Origin of the sequence: Novosphingobium sp. (assembly GCF_027489515.1) — a bacterium.
Taxonomy (GTDB): domain Bacteria; phylum Pseudomonadota; class Alphaproteobacteria; order Sphingomonadales; family Sphingomonadaceae; genus Novosphingobium.
On sequence record NZ_JAIXZS010000108.1, the window covers coordinates 1 to 17,539 of the forward strand.

Annotated in this window: 13 protein-coding genes; 3 read left to right on the top strand and 10 right to left on the bottom strand. The window is 65.6% G+C overall.

Annotation, left to right across the window (positions count from 1 at the left end; all coding sequences use genetic code 11):
- Positions 1 to 272: 272 nt before the first annotated feature.
- The 3 genes from Q0082_RS18775 to zapE are packed head-to-tail and all read left to right on the top strand — an operon-like array spanning position 273 to position 2,666.
- Complete coding sequence (locus tag Q0082_RS18775) at positions 273 to 1,055, top strand: succinate dehydrogenase iron-sulfur subunit (protein WP_298195130.1); 783 nt, start codon at positions 273 to 275, stop codon at positions 1,053 to 1,055.
- Positions 1,056 to 1,080: 25 nt separating this feature from the next.
- Entirely contained in the window at positions 1,081 to 1,551 is a 471-nt protein-coding gene (locus tag Q0082_RS18780) for a PaaI family thioesterase (RefSeq protein ID WP_298195131.1), read from the top strand.
- Positions 1,548 to 2,666, top strand: coding sequence for a cell division protein ZapE (gene zapE, locus Q0082_RS18785; RefSeq protein WP_298195132.1), 1,119 nt, complete (start codon positions 1,548 to 1,550; stop codon positions 2,664 to 2,666). Before Q0082_RS18780 ends, zapE begins: the two co-directional genes overlap by 4 nt.
- A 323-nt stretch (positions 2,667 to 2,989) precedes the next feature.
- On the opposite strand, the gene Q0082_RS18790 is transcribed toward zapE, so the two are convergent.
- The 10 genes from Q0082_RS18790 to Q0082_RS18835 form a co-directional block, all read right to left on the bottom strand.
- Positions 2,990 to 5,251 carry an EAL domain-containing protein gene (locus Q0082_RS18790; RefSeq protein WP_298195133.1) on the bottom strand — a complete coding sequence of 754 codons (2,262 nt, stop codon included), beginning with the start codon at positions 5,249 to 5,251 and terminating at the stop codon, positions 2,990 to 2,992.
- 107 nt (positions 5,252 to 5,358) lie between these two features.
- Positions 5,359 to 7,248 carry an XrtA/PEP-CTERM system amidotransferase gene (locus tag Q0082_RS18795; protein WP_298195134.1) on the bottom strand — a complete coding sequence of 630 codons (1,890 nt, stop codon included), beginning with the start codon at positions 7,246 to 7,248 and terminating at the stop codon, positions 5,359 to 5,361.
- A 10-nt stretch (positions 7,249 to 7,258) separates the two neighbouring features.
- Positions 7,259 to 8,833 (bottom strand): exosortase A, encoded by a 1,575-nt coding sequence (gene xrtA / locus Q0082_RS18800; protein ID WP_298195135.1) that lies wholly within the window; start codon positions 8,831 to 8,833, stop codon positions 7,259 to 7,261.
- Positions 8,823 to 10,049: a TIGR03087 family PEP-CTERM/XrtA system glycosyltransferase gene (locus Q0082_RS18805; RefSeq protein WP_298195136.1), complete on the bottom strand. Its 1,227-nt coding sequence runs from the start codon at positions 10,047 to 10,049 to the stop codon at positions 8,823 to 8,825. The genes xrtA and Q0082_RS18805 overlap by 11 nt, the downstream gene beginning before the upstream one ends.
- On the bottom strand, positions 10,046 to 11,107 hold the full coding sequence (locus tag Q0082_RS18810; RefSeq protein ID WP_298195137.1) for a FemAB family XrtA/PEP-CTERM system-associated protein: 1,062 nt from the start codon (positions 11,105 to 11,107) through the stop codon (positions 10,046 to 10,048). The genes Q0082_RS18805 and Q0082_RS18810 overlap by 4 nt, the downstream gene beginning before the upstream one ends.
- On the bottom strand, positions 11,104 to 12,009 hold the full coding sequence (locus Q0082_RS18815) for an XrtA system polysaccharide deacetylase (RefSeq protein ID WP_298195138.1): 906 nt from the start codon (positions 12,007 to 12,009) through the stop codon (positions 11,104 to 11,106). The genes Q0082_RS18810 and Q0082_RS18815 overlap by 4 nt, the downstream gene beginning before the upstream one ends.
- A 15-nt stretch (positions 12,010 to 12,024) precedes the next feature.
- Positions 12,025 to 13,215, bottom strand: coding sequence for an AAA family ATPase (locus Q0082_RS18820; RefSeq protein WP_298195139.1), 1,191 nt, complete (start codon positions 13,213 to 13,215; stop codon positions 12,025 to 12,027).
- A 19-nt stretch (positions 13,216 to 13,234) separates the two neighbouring features.
- Positions 13,235 to 15,007: a preprotein translocase subunit YajC gene (locus Q0082_RS18825; RefSeq protein ID WP_298195140.1), complete on the bottom strand. Its 1,773-nt coding sequence runs from the start codon at positions 15,005 to 15,007 to the stop codon at positions 13,235 to 13,237.
- 2 nt (positions 15,008 to 15,009) lie between these two features.
- Positions 15,010 to 16,002: an AAA family ATPase gene (locus Q0082_RS18830; RefSeq protein WP_298195141.1), complete on the bottom strand. Its 993-nt coding sequence runs from the start codon at positions 16,000 to 16,002 to the stop codon at positions 15,010 to 15,012.
- Between the two features lie 17 nt (positions 16,003 to 16,019).
- On the bottom strand, positions 16,020 to 17,537 hold the full coding sequence (locus Q0082_RS18835; protein WP_298195142.1) for an XrtA system polysaccharide chain length determinant: 1,518 nt from the start codon (positions 17,535 to 17,537) through the stop codon (positions 16,020 to 16,022).
- Positions 17,538 to 17,539: the final 2 nt, after the last annotated feature.

Consider the following 17,539-nt stretch of genomic DNA (forward strand, 5'->3'; position numbering starts at 1 on the left):
AACACGTTCAACCTGGTTTCGACCCAGATGAACAACGCTTCGGACGGCAAGCTCTAAGAGCTTCGCGCAAGCGAAACGTTCGGGGGCGGGGAACTTCGGTTCCCCGCCCCTTTCGTTTGCGCGCAAGACACGCGCTGGCTCCCCGGACCTGTCACCTTGGGCAGGGAGCGACAAAGCCCCTCCCCCCTTGCTCACCGCGCGGGTTTCGCTAAGGACTACGGGACAGGTTTTTCCGAACCCGATCAACGTATCTGATCAACAAGGACGGCTCGATGGCGACCTTCACGCTTCCGAAGAATTCCAAGGTCAATGGCAAGACGCGGCATTTCCCGGCAGCCACCCAAGGACGTATCCAGAAGTTCAAGGTCTATCGCTACGATCCGGACAGCGGCGAGAACCCGCGCTACGACACTTTCGAGATCGATCTCGACCAGTGCGGCCCGATGGTGCTTGATGCCCTCATCAAGATGAAGGGCGAGCAGGACCCCACGCTGACCTTCCGCCGGTCTTGCCGTGAAGGCATTTGCGGCTCCTGCGCGATGAACCTCAATGGACGCAACGGCCTTGCCTGCACCACCGCCATCGCGGACCTCAAGGGTGAAATCCGCATCACTCCGCTGCCGCACATGGAAGTGATCAAGGACCTCGTCCCCGATTTCACGCATTTCTACGCGCAGTACGCCTCGATTCGTCCGTGGCTGCAGACGGTCTCCCCCACGCCTTCGGGCAAGGAGCGCCTGCAGAGCCCCGAGCAGCGCGAGAAGCTCGACGGGCTCTACGAATGCATCCTGTGCGCCTGCTGCAGCACCTCGTGCCCCAGCTACTGGTGGAACTCCGACAAGTTCCTCGGCCCGGCGATCCTGCTCCAGGCCTATCGCTGGCTGGCCGACAGCCGCGACGAAATGACCGGCGAGCGGCTTGACGAGCTGGAGGATCCCTTCCGCCTCTATCGCTGCCACACGATCATGAACTGCGCCAACGTCTGCCCCAAGGGCCTTTCGCCGGCGCGCGCGATCGCGGAAATCAAGAAGATGCAGGTCGAGCGCTCGCTCTGACGCTGGGGCCCTGTAGCTGCCTGCCATGCCGGTCGATAACGCCGCCTTCACGTATGGCCCGTCTGCGGACCATCCCGGCTGGTATACTTGGGACCTGAAGGATCAGGACCGGTTTAACGCCTATGTGATGGGGCCGTTGCTGGTCCGGCGTGAGGACCTGCCCGGCGGCGGCCCAGCCGTGCGCCTGCGCATGTTCCCGGAGCGGCGGCACAGCAACCTTCTCGATGCGGTGCACGGCGGCATCACGCTCTCGCTGATCGACGTCTCGCTGTTTGCCTGCATGCGCCATGCGATCGATGGCGATGCCGCAGGCTCGGTCACGCTCGATCTTTCCACCCAGTTCATCGGGGCAGGCATAGTCGGCAAGCCGCTCGATGCCGTGGTGGAAGTGCTACGCGAAACCCGCCGGCTCCTGTTCCTGCGCGGCACGGTGGTGCAGGACGACCACCTTGTCGCCGCCTTCAACGGAACCGTCCGCAAGCCCTCGGCGCGATGAGCGGTCTTGCCGCCCGCTACAGCGCGCTGGTTGCGGCGGGCGAACTGAAGCCCGATCCCGAACAAGCTGCCGCAGCGGCCCGCCTCGATTCGCTGCAGCAGGAGCTTGAGCGCCCGGCTTCCAAGCCTGGCCTCGTATCACGTTTGCTCGGTGCAAAGCCCCAGGCCAGCCCGCGCGGGGTCTACATGTGGGGCGGCGTCGGGCGCGGGAAATCGATGCTGATGGACCTGTTCCACGATACGCTGGAGGCTGGCCCCAAGCGCCGCGCGCATTTCCACGAATTCATGCTCGACGTGCATGCCCGCCTACGAGTCGAGCGCCAGAAGGAGCGTGGCGACCCCATCCCCCCCGTGGCCGCCGCTATCGCCGCTGAAGCGCGAGTGCTCGCCTTCGACGAGATGGTGGTGAACAATAGTGCGGATGCAATGATCATGGGTCGTCTGTTCACCGCGCTGATTGCCGATCTGGGCGTCACCGTCGTCACGACCTCGAACCGAGCGCCGCAGGTACTCTACAAGGACGGCCTCAACCGGGAACACTTCCTGCCGTTCATCGCGCTGATCGAGAACCGGCTCGATGTGGTCGCACTCAACGGCCCGACCGACTACCGCATGGCGCGGATGCAGGGCGTGGATACCTGGCACGTGCCCAACGGACCCGAGGCGACCGCCGCCGTGCGAGAGGCCTTCTTCCGCATGACGGACTATCCGCCCGAAGACAGCCTCCACGTGCCGACTGGCGCTCTCGATCTCGGCGGTGGGCGAACGCTGCATGTGCCCAAGAGCCTCAAAGGCGTTGCGGTGTTCAGTTTCAAGCGGCTTTGCGGAGAGGCGCGCGGCGCGGCAGACTATCTCGCCATCGCGCGCAACTACCACACGGTGATCCTCGTCGGCATCCCGCGGTTGGGGCCAGACCAGCGCAACGAAGCCGCACGCTTCGTGACGCTCATCGACGCGCTCTACGAGCACAAGGTCAACCTGATCGCGACGGCTGATGCGGAGCCGACCAACCTCTACCCCGCAGGCGATGGCCGATTCGAATTCGAGCGCACGGTCAGTCGACTGATTGAAATGCAGAGCCGCGATTATCTCGCGATGGGTCACGGCGAAGCCTGAGCACGCTTGCTAGCACAGTCTGCCGCGTAGCACCAAATGCTGTCGCAATCCTGGTTAATCAAAACGAAAAAATCCCCATTCTCGGCGATTGTGATGGCGTCATGACGTCATCACAATCGCTTCGAGTTTGGAGATTTTTGCATTTTCTCGGTCCCTCTCAAAGGTACCGAATGCTCCTCAGTCAGGCTCCGGAAAGCATCAAAAGATGCAGCAAATCCGGCGCAAACTGCGGAATCAACGGAAGATATAATGCCAGATCATAAGTGCCTCCATCGCGTTTCGATGGGGCAGATATATACTTAATCGGTCTAGTTAACAAGTTATTAAACTTGTCCGGCAGCTCTGTTCAGGCTGGCAGCGTAGGTCCGTTCCAGATCCGAATACGTGACCGGCCGGCCCAGGAGATACCCCTGCGCAAAATCGCAGCCCATGCTCTGGAGGATGGCGAGGGTCTCCGGCCTTTCGATCCCTTCGGCCACAACGGTCTGGCCAAGCGCATGCGCAAGCGTGATCGTATTGGCGACGATGGCCTGATCGCGCGGGCTGGCCCCGAGGCGGTCGATGAAGCGCCGATCAATCTTCAGCTCATCGCTGGGCAAGTCGGCGAGATAGGCCAGGCTGGCCTCTCCGGTGCCGAAATCGTCGATCGACAAGCGGAAACCCAGTTCGCGCAGCCGAGTAAGGTTCTGGCACGCGGCAGGCCGGTTGCGGACGCTAGACGTTTCCGTGATCTCGATGGTGAGCAGGCTCGAGTCGATGTTGCGGCGGTGCACCGCATCGGAGAAATTGGCCACAAGATCAGGCTTGTCGACCATCTGCGCGGAAAGGTTGATGCTCATCTGGAAGCGCGGACCACGCGCATTGAGCGCCAACGCAGCCGTGATCGCCAGGTCGAGCACCCAATATGTCAGGGCATCGATGCGCCCGGCACGCTCGGCCTGCAGGATGAATGCGTCAGGTGCAATCGGCCCGCGTGTAGGATGGTTCCAGCGGATCAGCGCCTCGGCTCCGCACATGCGGTTTTCCTTGAGGTTCCACTGCGGCTGGAACGCAAGCCAGATATCACCGTTGCGCAGACCCTCCTCGATCCGCGCGTGGAGCGAAAGCTCCCAGGGCGCCTCGGCAAGGCGGCTGGCCTCGAACAGCTCGATCGCGCGGCCGTTGGACAAGGCTTCGTTGGCGCTTGCCAGCGCGGAATTGACCCGGGTCGGTGAATCGAGCCCTTCGTTGCGATCAAGTCCGAAGTGAATGTTCGTATCGAAGGTATGGCTGCCGATCAGCAACGGCGCGGAAAACAGGGCGCGCAGGCCCTCGAGGTGATCAAGCTGCATTTCGAGCGGGCGTGCTTCTTCAGCCCAGGCAAAATGGCCGCCGTCGCCGTGGTAGATCGTGTCGGCCCCGGAACCGGCGGCAATGCGCCGCGCGATCTGCCTTGCGCATTCACCGTGAAGCTCGCGTGGCAGCGTCGCCAGAATTTCTTCGTAGCGGGCGACAACCGCCACCACGACATCCGAGCCGACGGGAATGGCCTTGCTGCCGAGCGCAAGCAGGTTGGGCAGCCCGGACGCACTGGTGAGCTGGATGCGCTGGGCGCGCTTCTGCCACAGCCGGACCGTCCCGTAGATCCCGATGAAGATAAGAGCCGTGTCTGGCGCAAAGACGATGCCTTGGGTGCGCAGCGCTGCAGGCACAAGTGCAACCGAGGCAAGCGCGGCAACATAGGCCGCAGACTTGCGCCACCCCCTCGAACGCCGCCCGAACCAGACCAGCAACGCAACAAGCGCCAGAATGGGCAGCGAGCCGAGCCGGGGCCCGAACGACAGGGAGAATGCCGCCTGCAGGCCCTCGGCCCCTGCGATGTCGAGTGCGATCGCCGGTGTATAGCTATGGCCGAAATACAGAACGGACGGAGATTTGCTCAGTCCCGTCACGATGACGGTTCGCCCCGTCAGATTGCTGGCGCTGGTAACTCCTTCAACAAGTTCGCTCGAAGCGAGGCGCGGGATCGTTGCAGGATCGACTCTGAAGTCGGGATAGTAATCGCCTTCGAAACCCGATCGAACGCCGGCAAGCGCCGCGGAAACCGTGCTGTACTTCTGTCCGTCGATCTCGACCGAGTAAGGGGCGGAAACGGCGTAGAGGACGAAGTTCCCGCGCCACGCCGAAACCAGCACCTCGGCCTTGCCGGTGATCTGCCGTGGAGGAAGGACAATGGCATCCTTGCCGAAATTGTCGATCTTGTCGGAGCGGGCGATGAAGGCAATGTCGGAGCCGTAGCTGCGGACTTCCCGCGCCAACCGGGCATCGTCAGCAGCGTTCTCGCCGACAGGCAGAGCCATATCGATCAGCACACGGCGCGGCATGCGCAGCCTCAGGCGGGCAAGGATCTCGGTAAGCCCCGCGGAAGTCAGGTTTTTCTGATCGTCGATTGTCAGAAGCACGGTCGAAGCCGGCGCGGGACGCTGCAAGTTCTTGAACAGCATGTTCCAGTAGCCATGCGCCAACGGCTCGCCGGCCGCCATCATCGCCAGAAGCAATGTGGCGAGCAGCGATATGCCGAAAGAGGTACGCAGGAACTGCCGCATTGACCGCCCAGAACGGTTGGAGACAATTGGCCGTAGTCCGAATTGGTTGATATTGCTTTAATTGATTACGCGCAGATTCACAAATGAATCACCACATGCGATTGCTATTAAAGGATTTTTTTAAGGCTCTGGTCCAACATCAGCAATTGCCAGATCAGCCGGCTGTGATCGCTGGTGCCCGCGATATGTGCTTCAGTGAGCCTCGCGAGACGCGCAGTGTCGAACCATCCGGTGCGGGCAAGCGTCCCGCGCGAGACAACCTGCCGGGCCTCTCCGGCGAGCGGCCCGCGTAGCCAGGCAGCAATCGGGGTGACGAAACCCATCTTCGGACGAAACAGGATGTCTTCGGGCAGATAACGTCGCATCGCCTGCTTCATCAGCCATTTGCCTGTCTTGCCGCGCACCCGCACGCGCTCCGGCAGGCGCGCGCCGAATTCGATCAGCCGATGATCGAGCAGCGGCTCGCGCGCCTCGAGGCTGACGGCCATGCTGGTGCGATCGACCTTGGTCAGGATATCGCCGGGCAGGTAGAATTTGAGATCGGCATATTGCGCGCGGTCAAGCCCGCTGCGCGCTGGCGCACCGCGCATCAGCTCCACGAACGGCTGCTCGGCTCGGTAATCCCCGCGCAGGCGGCGGAACTCGTCCGAATAGAGGCTCCCGCGCAGCTCCGGCCCGGTGACCGCCAGCGCCCGCGCATAGCCTTCCTCGCCGCTGCCAGCGAGACTGAGCAGCGTTGTCTTCGCGCGCAGCGGGCGCGGTGCCCAGTCGAGCTTGGGATAAGCTGCGCCGAGCCCGCCCAGCAGCGGGCGCCGCAGCGCGGCGGGCAGGAAACCGCGCACCTGTTCCTCCCGGTGCTGGAAGGTCTGGCGCCGGTATCCGGCAAAGGCCTCGTCCGCCCCATCCCCCGATAGCGCGACGGTGACATGCTCGCGCGCCAGCTGCGAGACACGGTAGGTCGGCAAGGCGGAGGCATCGGCAAATGGTTCGTCGAACATCGCCGCGAGCGTACCGACCAGCGCGAAGTCATCCGCGCCGACGATCCGCTGGTGATGCTCGGTGCCATATTGCCCGGCGATGCGCCGCGCATATTCCGTTTCGTCGAGCGCCTTCACGTCGAAGCCGATGGTGCAAGTCTTGACCGGCTCGCGGCTCGCCTCGGCCATCAGCGCCACCACGCTCGAGCTGTCCACCCCGCCCGAAAGGAATGCGCCGAGTGGCACGTCGGCGACCATGCGCGAGGTTACCGCCTCACGCAGGTGGTGCAGCAGATGCGCGCCAAGATCGGCCTCGCTGCCGCGCTCGCGCCCCTCGAACGAGACGTCCCACCACTGAACCGGCGGCGGCGGCGGCGCATCGTGGCGCAGCAGGCGGTAGTGCCCGGCGGGGAGCTTTTCCACGCCCTTCAGGATCGCGCGCGTATCGGGCACGAAGCCCCAGGCGAGGTAGTCCTCCACCGCAAGCGGATCAATTTCGCGCCGTAGCGATGGGTGGGCAAGAAGCTGCTTGAGCTCGGAGCCGAAGATCACGCTGCCATCGGCAAGCGTGGCCATGTGCAGCGGCTTCACCCCCAACCGGTCGCGCGCCAGCAGCAGGGTGCGCTGCCTCAGGTCATAGAGCGCGAAGGCGAACATGCCGTGGAGACGCGGCAGGCAGTTCACGCCCCATTTCTGCCAGGCGGCAAGGATCACCTCGCTGTCACCATCAGTGCGGAAGGTGGCCCCCTCGGCCTGCAGTTCGCGGCGCAGTTCGCGGAAGTTGTAGATTTCACCGTTGAACACCAGCACGGCGGCGCCATCGGCCGAGGCCATCGGCTGCGGCGATCCGGCAAGGTCGATGATCGCAAGCCGCAAGTGGCCCAACCCGACGCCCGGCGCCGTCCACACGCCCTGCCCGTCAGGCCCGCGATGCGCCGCGACCGCGCACATCCGCGCGATCCGGTCCGGATCGACGGGCTTGAGGCCCTCGGTATGGAAGATTCCAGCTATGCCGCACATGGGTCAGCGCTTACCGAACGCGGGCCAAGCGGTCCATCCATGGCGCGACAGGCCCGGTGGCGGCAAGGAAGCTGCGGATCGCTTCTTCGGGTGCCGACAGGCCATCGCCGGCCTCGGCGGAAAGGATCAGTGCCATCGTCGGGCGCGGACGCAGCAGCAGGCGGTCCTGCATGTTCGCCAGCTTGAGCCGGGTGTTGCTCCCCGTCAGCAGATCGCCCGCGCGCAGCCAGGTGACGGCAAGGCGATGGACCGGACCGGGGGCCTGAATCACATCGCTCTTGGCATCCTTGAACGCGGCGCCCGGCTCCTCCCACGCCCAGCGACTGCCAAGCGGGAGCGCGCCCTGACCGAAGCCACCAGCCTCCTTGCCATCGCCCTGCGCCGCATACAGTGCGAAGGACATGTCGACCACGTGGCCCTTGCCATCGCTATAGCGCGCCACCAGCCGGTGATCGGCGCCAGAGTGCAGTGGGTGCCATTCGGCCCTTGGCGTGCTGTCGGCGAGATACCAACCCGGGACCTGTGGCAGCGTGATGATCTCGGGCATGGGTGCAGCGATCCGGCTGGCGGCAGCGCTCCAGGCAAGCCCCGTCAGCGCAAGCGCTGCAATTGCAGCCAATGCAGCCGGAACTGGCAGCGCCATACGCTCCAGCCGGCCGAGCAGCGGCGAGGACGCAATGACCGAGCCATCAACCAGCGGCGCATCGACCGTCCGGTCGAAAAAGCGCCAGCCCACCGCCATCACCAGCCCCATCACGACTGCGAAGAAGACCCAGCCGTAGAAGATATGGTCGAAGCTTGCGGCAAACTCGATCCCGCGCGAGCGCGCGATGTAGATCGTCCCCCATGCACGCACGCCGTTCGCCAGCACCGGCACCACCACTGACAGCACCATGAAGCCCGCGCGGCGCCACGCGCTGGCAAAGCACACGTTGGAAACGAGCGCGCCATAGGCGATCATCGCGATCAGGAACTTCACGCCCGAACATGCTTCCGCAACTTCGAAATAGCCGAAGCGCGTGGTGATGAAGACGCCGTCAATCGTTGCGGGCACCTGGCTGAGATCCAGCAGGACCATCGTCAGATTGGCCGTGATCGTCTGCAGAAACGGGATCAGCTCATCGCCGAAGGGCACAAGCGTGAGCATGTAGCCCAGCGGGAACAGCTGCGCAGCAGCCACGCGCGGCCCCAAGAGCGCCAGCGCCGTCCCTTGCAGCATCACGACAGCGGCGAGCTGCCGCGCAAGATTGAGCCCGGCAAAGTCGCCCAGCACCCAGAGAAACACCGCGCCGGCCAGCACGACAAGACCCGGCCACCAGGCACGCGGCACGATCGGCGCGGTCTCGGCAGCGCGCTGCAATGCCAGCCACCCGATAATTGGCGGGATGAGCAGGATATGGTTGTAGGTGGAGCTTTCCCACCACTGCCAGGCCATGTCGCGCCAATCACCGAGGAACAGGACGAGTAGCGCAAGCCACACCGCGATGAGCCGAATCAGCGGCGCCCGCCAATGCTCCGGCACACGGGCATTGAGGCGTGTCAGCACGCCTTGGGGCCGCGCCGGAAGCGCGCCTTCAGGCAGCATCGGCCCCAGCCTCAAGCGGGCAGCCGAGCATCGCGCGCAAGGGCGCCAGCACGCGGTCCCAGCCGCATTCATCCACCACGAAGCGCCGCGCCGAAGCGCCCATCGCCGCGGCCAAGCCGTGATCCGCCAAAAGCGCCAGCGCCCGATCGGCGAGCGCCAGAGGCGCCTCGGCCAGTGCAAAGTGTTCGCCGTCGGTGCCGCCGATGCCCGTCGCTGCAGCCGGGGTCAGCAGCACCGGCCGCGCCATGGCCATCGCCTCGAGCACCTTGTTCTGCACGCCGCGCGCGATCAGCAGCGGTGCCGTCACGAGATCTGCGCTCGCCAGCCACGGCCGGACGTCGGGCACTGCGCCTGTCACCATGGTGCCATGGATCCCGTCCAGCGCGCGCACAGCCGCCGTCGGCGCGCGGCCGACAATGGCAAAGCGCGCTTGCCGATGCACAGCTCTGACCCGCGGCATGACTTCGTGCGCAAAGAGTTCCACAGCCGTGACGTTCGGCGGATAATCCATCTGCCCGGTGAACACGATGCAGGGGCCCTCCCCCGCCAATTCAGGCGCGGGGTCTACCACCGCCGGATCGAACAGTTCGGTATCGATGCCGTTGCCCAGCGCCCGCACATCTGGCCGCGTAGTGCCGGAAAGTCGGCTTTCGAAGAGTTCGCGCTCCTCGCGGCTGATCAGCAGGCTGGTCGTCGAGCGACGCGCGACTGTTTCCTCGAAGCGCCGCAGCAACCGCGCCTCGCGGGCGTAGAGCAAGCGGCGCGGCAGGGCGCCGGTCTGGGCATAGGCTTCGAACTTCGCCGAATCGACGTCGACGAAGTCCATCACCACCCGCCCCCGAAATTCGGGCGGTACATATTGCGCCATCTGCACGGAGAACACGAAGATGGCGGATATGGGCCGCTCTGCGAGCACCTGATGTACCCAGCGCTGCAACCTCGACGAGGAAAAGGCGGCAAGGCTGACCGGCAGGCCCTGCCCCAGCGCAGCAAGCGCGGCCAGCGGCAGCGGCGCGCTGCGGCGGACGATGCAGTGGCTCGTGGCAAGCGCGGCAACGGAACTTTCGTGCGCAAGGTCTGCGGCATCATCCGCCAGCGCACCGACATGCACGGGTGCGATCTCTGCGATCCGGCGCAGCAGATGGTTGGACCGGATCTTGTCCCCCCGGTCGGGCGGAAAAGGCACCCGGTGAGCCAGGAACAGGACCTCGCTCATGCGAGTCCTCGCGCGATCAGTGGGCCGACCCGGTTGGCGATCGAGAGCGGCAGCTTCTGCCACAGCGCGATCTTTGCCTTGTAGCGCGGGCTCAGTGGGTTGACGTCACGCGGCGGCGCGCCGTCGGCGCTCCACACTGCATAGCTCAGCGGTTGCGGCTCGAAACCCCAGTTGCGCTTGAAATGGTAGGCGCCAGTATCGGTCTTGGAGCGCCCGAAATCGAACCGGTCGCAGCCGCGCCCACGCGCGTGGCACATCAGCGCGTAGTACATCACATCGTTGGCGCGCAGGCTGCGCGCTGCGAAGACGCCGCCGCCCCAGTAGGGCATCACCGCGCCGCGATGATAAAGGCTAAGCACCGAAGCAACCGCGCGGCCTTCGTGGAGCACCGTCAGGATGTCGGCATCCTCGCCGAAGGCATCCAGCACCGCCTCGAACAGCGCGCGCGGAAACACCGGCGTACCCAGATTGCGCACCGATTCGGCGTAGACGGCGTAATGCCAGTCGCGGTCCTGCCGTTCCCACCCGACGCGCACCTCCATTGCGTTCGCAAGGCCTTTGCGGACTTCGGCGCGCTGCTTGCGCGGGATCCAGGTGAGCTGCGCTTCATCGTCGGCAGCAAGCGGGGCGACGAAACCGGCATGGCTGTCGCGCTTGATGTGCCAGGCTGCATCGTCAGGCATCGTCCCGCCACGCAGCTCGAGCGTCGGGCAAGTCAGCCGGCGCGCAAGTTCTGTCGCGGCCGCAAACAGCTCGGGCGCGGCATCTGCATCACCCAGCAGCCCGCCGCCCACGGCAAAACCGCTCGATACGAGTGCCCGGCCGAACAACGGCGAATGCACGGCATGGAGGGGCAGGAGCGCGGCAATCGAGTCCTCGCGCTCAGCCAGCAGGACATGCGCAGGATGCCCCGCCGCGCGCGCCACGGCTTCCAGCCACTCCGGCCGGTGAAACGGAGTCCCGCCATCGGCTTCGCTGACAAAGCGCGCGATCGCGCCGCGATCGCCCGGATCGGCAAGGCGGACCCGGATCAGGGACGGGCGAAACGGTGCATTCATGCCGCGACCTGCCCGGCATCGAGCCGCGCGGCTTCCGCGGCGACTACTGCATCCATCCGCCCCCACGAGAATGCGCGGAGCAGGCGGCTGAGCTTGGGCGCCATAACCGAAAGATTGGTGTAGTGCCGAAAGCGGGAGCGCAGGGGTGCATCGGTCCGGCGCGGCTGATCTGGATCAACCTCCCACGGATGGAAATAGAACGCGGCCGGGCGGCTATCGTGCCGGTTTACCCGCTCCACCGCCCAGTGCGAGATGGCGTAGGGCAGCAGCCTGAAAAAGCCGCCGCCGCCTGCGGCCATCCGGCGTCCGGCCAGTTCCACTGTCGTCACCGGCACTTCGACCAGAGGTGAGCCAGCAACCGGGCGGAACGCAAAGCGCGGCGCCTCCCGCCAACCGTAATGATCGTGGACGATCGGTGCGACGCTGGAGGAGTAAGCGTAGCCGTGCCGCGCCAGCACTTCGTGCGCCCACGGCGTGCGCGCATCGATCGAGAAGCTCGGCGCGCGGTAGCCGGTCACGGCGCTGCCGCTCGTATCTTCGAGCACGCCGCGTGCCCGCGCGATATCTTCGGCAAAGGCCGCCTCGCCCATCTTGAAGACGCGCTTGTGGTCCCAGCCATGGCTTGCGATCTCGTGGCCCTCGGCAGCAATCCGGCGCATCATCGCCGGGTGCTTCTCGGCTACCCAGCCCAGCGTGAAGAATGTCGCCTTGACCCCAGCATCGTCAAACAGTGCCAGCACGCGGTCGCAATTCGCCTCGACCCGGCAGTCAAGCCCGTCCCATTCGCCGCGCGCGATCACATGCTCGAACGCGCCGACCTGGAACCAGTCCTCGACGTCGACCGACATGCCGTTGAGCACTGCACGGGCAGGAAGTGGATGACCAAGATCGGGGCCGGACATGGCCTCAACACTCCTTCAAGCCGCGCGGCGCGGAGTTTCGCTTTCGAGCCACTCGATCAGCATCGTCAGCACGTGACGGATCGCCTCCTCCTGCTCAGCGCCGCGCGCCTCAAGCGCCACGATGCGCTGCTGCAGCGCACCGAGCGCGGCCTCGAGCGCATCGAACCGTGCGTCGGTCGCCGGTGCTGCGACCGGCGGTGCAGGCATGTCAGCCAGTTCCAGCACGGCCTTCTGCAGTTCGACAATCTGCTCGGCATGGCCCGAAATCGCTCTCTGCAGCCCCGCCAATCCGGCAATCGCCGTGGCGGGCAGCTCGGTCTGCGCGGCCGGCAGCGCGTCGGGCGTGATCAGCGGCGCGGGCGCAGGCGCGGGAGCAGCAGGATCGGCCAGCGTGCCGTCGCGCTCCAGATCGGCAATGACCTCGGCCAGCATGGCGGTATCGATATGCGCTTTCTGTTCGACTGCGCCCATCAGCAGCAGACGGCCAACGACCTGGTTGATCCGGCGCGGCAGGCAGCCGGTGACAAGACCCAGATCGGCAAAGACCTGCGCATCGAAAGAGGGGTTGCCGTTCCAGCCGACGCAGGCCAGCCGGTGCAGCACATAGGGGCCGACTTCAGCAGGCTCCATCGCCTCGAGATGGTGCGTCGCGATCACGCGCTGGCGCAGCTGCTCGAGCCGCGGCGAGTTCTGCAAAAGGTCGCGGAATTCGGGCTGGCCGAGCAGCAGGATCTGCAGCAGCGGATGCGCGCCAAGCTGGAAGTTGGAGAGCATGCGCAGCTCTTCCAGCGCCTCGATCGAGAGATTCTGCGTCTCGTCCACCACAAGGAGGCAGCGGCGGCCGGCGCGCGCTTCCTCGTGAAGGAAGGCCTCGATGACCGCGAGTGCGCTTGCCTTGTCGTGCCCGGCAACCGCAAGCCCGAAAGCACGGGCGGCCATATGGACCATCTCTCCGCCATCGAGCCGGCTCGTCACGATCTGCGCCGCAGTCAGCCGCTGGCGGTCGATCGTGGCCAGCAGATGTGCCGCAAGCGTCGACTTGCCCGCGCCCACCACGCCGGTGATGACGATGAAGCCTTCGCCCTGCGCGAGGCCGTAGCCGAGATAGGACAACGCTTTGCGGTGCGTTCCGCTCTCGAAATAGAACTCGGGATCGGGTGTAAGCTGGAAAGGCCGTCCGGTCAGCTGGTAGAACGTATCGTACATTGTGGGGGACGCCCTTCTTCTAGAATGTGTAGCGCAGACCGACCTGGCCGGTGGCGACCACATCGTCGGCAAAGGCCTTGCGGTTGAGCGCGTCGAGCCCGGCACCGGCGTTGCCGACGAGGCGCTGCGTAAACTGGTGCGTCAGCCCCGCGTTGACACCGACAGAATTGACATCGCCAAGCTCGGAGACGCCCGACTTGTACCAGCTGTCGTAGACCGCGACGGTAAACGAGGTGAGCCGGTCGATCGGCCCGGTGATCTGCCCGTTGACGTAGAACGTCTGATCGGTGCGGCCGTTGGCGGCGCCAAGGACCGTGCCGCGCGCACCGATGAACTTGCGGCGCAGGTAGCCTGCCCCCACGCCCATGCGCAGCTTGCCGACCGAACGGCTGTAGGAGGCAGCCACACCGCGGTTGCGGAAGGCGGCCGAGGCGATCGAGCCGAGCGCGCCATTCACGCAGCCGCCGCCCTGCGCACCGGCCGCGCAGCCCGAGATATCGCCGCTGAAGGGATTGCGGTCGGCCGTGAAATCGGTCGGCAGCCCGCGCACGGCGTTGCCGACGGTCGAGCCGAAGCCGCTGACGGCATCGAACACGTCGATCTGCAGCGCGCTGCGGGCATTCGGCGTGTACGATAGCGAGCCATAGTAGGTCATGCTGTCATAGCGGCGACCAACGAAGGCGCTGAGCGAGGTCCGGCGGCTGGGGCGCCACATCACTCCGACATCCCAGGTCAGCCCGCTCACGTCATAGGCAATCTGGCGCGGCTTCGACTTGTCGGTCACATAACGGCCGTCGCTACCGACAACCGGAATGCCGCCCGGCCCGCGCACGGCATCGCGCGAGGAGACTTTGACATCCTGCCAGCCCACATCGCCGATCAGCGCCAGTTCGGAATTGATCGGCAAGGTCGCCTGCACGCCGGCGCGCAGTTCGCGCACACGCTGGTCGAGGTTCTGGATATCTTCCTGATTATAGCCCGCACTCGCCGTGAGCCCGATTGGCAACACCGTGCCCGGCGCGACCCCGGCCGAAACCTGCGCCGACTGCGCCACCGAATGGTTGAAGATATCGCCTTGCGGCTGGGGTTGGCCCGAGGGCAGACCAGTGACCGGCAAGCGCGGCGTGTTCACCTTGGTATAACCGAGGAGATAGGAGCCCTTGACCGCGACTTCGCCGACGTGGGTCGAAACTGCAGGCCCTGCATAGACCGAATAGACCTGCGCGACGCGGTCACCCGTTTCTACCGAGCCGAGGCGCGAGGCGCCGTTCGCATCGAAGCGGGTCCGCGTGGCCAGCCCGCCCGCCTCAATCGTCAGTTCGCGCGGGATCAGATCGTGGCGCACGCGGGCAAGACCGGAGACGGTATCGTTGCTGACGATGTTGCCGCTTTCGGCAAAGCGCCGCTCGTAGCGCACCGAGACCGCGCCTTCGGTCCGGCGCCCGGCCAACGACATGTCGACACCCACCGCCACGCTTGAATAGGTCAGCACTTCGTGCGTCGGCTCGAGCCGGGCCAGCACGCTCTGGCTGAGCTCGATATAAGGCTGGATTTTCATCCGCCCCGATCCACCCGCACTGCCCAAGCTGCGCCCGCCCCGGCGCGATGATCCGCCGCGTTCTGCATCGCCCGAAGCAGATGGCGCGCTGTCGCCGCCGGAGATCGCCTCGCTGTCGCCAGGATCGCCATACGGCAGCGACTGTGCATGCGCGGCGCCGGCAGCCAAGGCCAGTGCAAGGGCGCCGGCAGCAAGCAAGGGGCTTGCAAACACGGGATCAGGAGTGCGCGCCATGGTCATTCCTTGTACCCGTAGTAGGTGCCGAAGCGGCGCCCGGTGGGCGAGAAACGGGTGCAGTTGAGGAGCAGCTTGATGTCTTCGCAGCCGGACAGGATGCCCACCGCATCGCGCAGCGCGGCCTCGCCGGTCTGATCGGCGCGCACCACCATCAGCGCCTGGCCGACATGGTGGGCAAGTTCCGACGCGGGCGATGCCGCAAGCACCGGCGGGCTGTCGAAGATGACGATGCGATTAGGAGATTGCGAGGTCAGCCGAGCTAGCACCTCTGCGGTATAGGCAGAGGCCAGGAGTTCGGTGTCGTGCCCGGTCGAATTGCCGGCGGGCAGCACGAAGAGCCCAGCAATGTCGGTGCCGATGATGCAGTCCTCGACCGCGATGGCGGGATCGTCCAGTGCATCCATCAGCCCGCGTCCACCGGGCAGGCCCAGCGCAGAGAGCACGCTCGGCTTGGCGAAATCGGCATCGACGAGAAGGACTTCGGTATCTTTCTCTGCCGCCATCGACAGCGCGAGATTGACCGCACAGAAGGTCTTGCCCTCGCCCGGGTGCGATGAACAGACGAGAATGCGGTTTCCATGCGGCGCGCCGCGCCCGGCTCGCGATTCGGCGGCCGTCATCAGCAGCTGGCGCTTCACGATGCGAAATTCCTCGAGCAGGCCCGTGACCGGCCCCTCGGGCTCGATCAGGCATTGCTCGCGCAGATGCTTGCGGTCGATCGGATGGAACGATCCGCGAAACGACTGCCGCGCCGGGATGCCTTCGAAGGCCGGCGGCGCAAGGCTGGGGCGCGCCGGCGCAGCAACGCGCTGGACAGGCTGGGCCGGCTCGGCCGCTTCGGAGCTGACCGGAGCCTGCTCGCGCGGCTCAGGCAGCTTCGGTGCTTCCGGCGCCTGGAAGGCGCGCAGATCGAACGTCCCCGCCGCGCGCTCAATCAGCGAACGCGCCTCGGAGGTGTCCTTGGGTAGCGGGATCTTGCTCTGTTCGGTCATGATCTTCTCGGGTTCCCTCAGGCGACCATGCCGCGTTTCATGAATTCGACGGCCAGCAGCACGACGAGCACGAAGGCGAGGCTGGCAACACCGCCCGCAAACCACTTGAGCTGGCGCCAGTATTGCGCGCGCGCGCGCCGGGTCAGCGTGAGCGAGACGGAGCCGACCACCTGCATGCCGGTGGCGCGCTCAAGCTGCCCGGTCGTCGCGTAAGTCGAGCGCAGCTGCCCGACAGCGAAGGCACTGCCGCAGCCAGCCGCCACGCCCACGATCAGCACGAGCAACAGCAGCATCGGCCGGTCCGGTGCGGACGGCGCACGCGGCGTCGTCGGCGGATCGATCACTTCGAACTTCACCGCATTGCGCTCGGTTTCGACCTGGCCGCGCAGGCGCAGCTGCTCGCGGTCGCGCAGCAACTTGTCGTACTGCTCCTTGAGCACGTCGTAATCGCGGTTGATCCGCGCCGCCTCGGCAGCAAGACCGGGCTCGCTGTATTGGCGGCCGGTCAGCTGTGCGAGTTCCTGGCTCAGCGAGGTGCGGCGCGATTGCAACGCGACGAGGCTCGCCTCGCGGTCAGCCTTGATCGATTGCAGCGAGGAATAGGCCGGGTTCGGCATGCCGCCAGGCCCGGCTTCGCCCGCTGCCGAGCGCTGGAGCGAGGCGATCTGCGCCTTGAGGGCAATCACGTCGGGATGGCTGTCGGTCAGCCCGCGCGCCTTGAGCGAGCCGAGATCGGCCTGCGCCTGCGCCAGTGAACCGCGCGCACCACCGCTCGCGCCGGGCATCACGATCGTCGGCGGTGTGCCGGAAAGCTGCCCGCGGATCGAGGCCAGCGCGCTCTGCGCTGCGAGCAGATCGGATTCGACCCCGCGCAATTCGGCGCGCGCGCTTTCGATCTTGCTCGAAAGCGAGCCGTTGCCCGGCATCATCTCGGCATTCTTCGCCTCGAAGGCCTGGCGCTTCTGCTCGGCGGCTTCGAGGTCCTTCTGCCGGTCCGCCAGCTGCTGGTCCATGAAGGCCAGCGTATCGCTCATCTCGCCGCGCCCGCCGGCGAGATTTTCCTCGCGGAAGATGTCGATCATCTTCTGGACAATGTCCTGAGCCAGCTTGGCGTTCTGGACATCGGAATAGGCTTTGCTGCCCGAATAGGCGGTGATCTCGAACAGGTTGTCCTGCTGGCTCACCACCTTGATGTTCTTGCCGAGCCCGGCAATCGCCGCTTCCATCTGCTTGTCGGACGTCACCTTGTCGCCCAGCCGCGTTGCGCGGACGACCTTGGAGAGATTGACCGAACTCGTCAGCGTCTGGCGCACGCGCTCGATATCGCGCTTGCGGTCCCCGCCGATCCCGATCTGGTCCGAGAGCACATCATCGATCTGGACGAAGATCCGGGCCTTCGATTCGTAGGTATTGGGCACCGTCGCGACGACCAGCCAGCCAGCCAGGCAGACCAGCCAGGCCGCGCCCAGCGCCAGCCAGCGCCGGTGCCAGATGCTGTAGAGCGCGATGCGCACTTCTTCGTAGATGCTCGTCATGC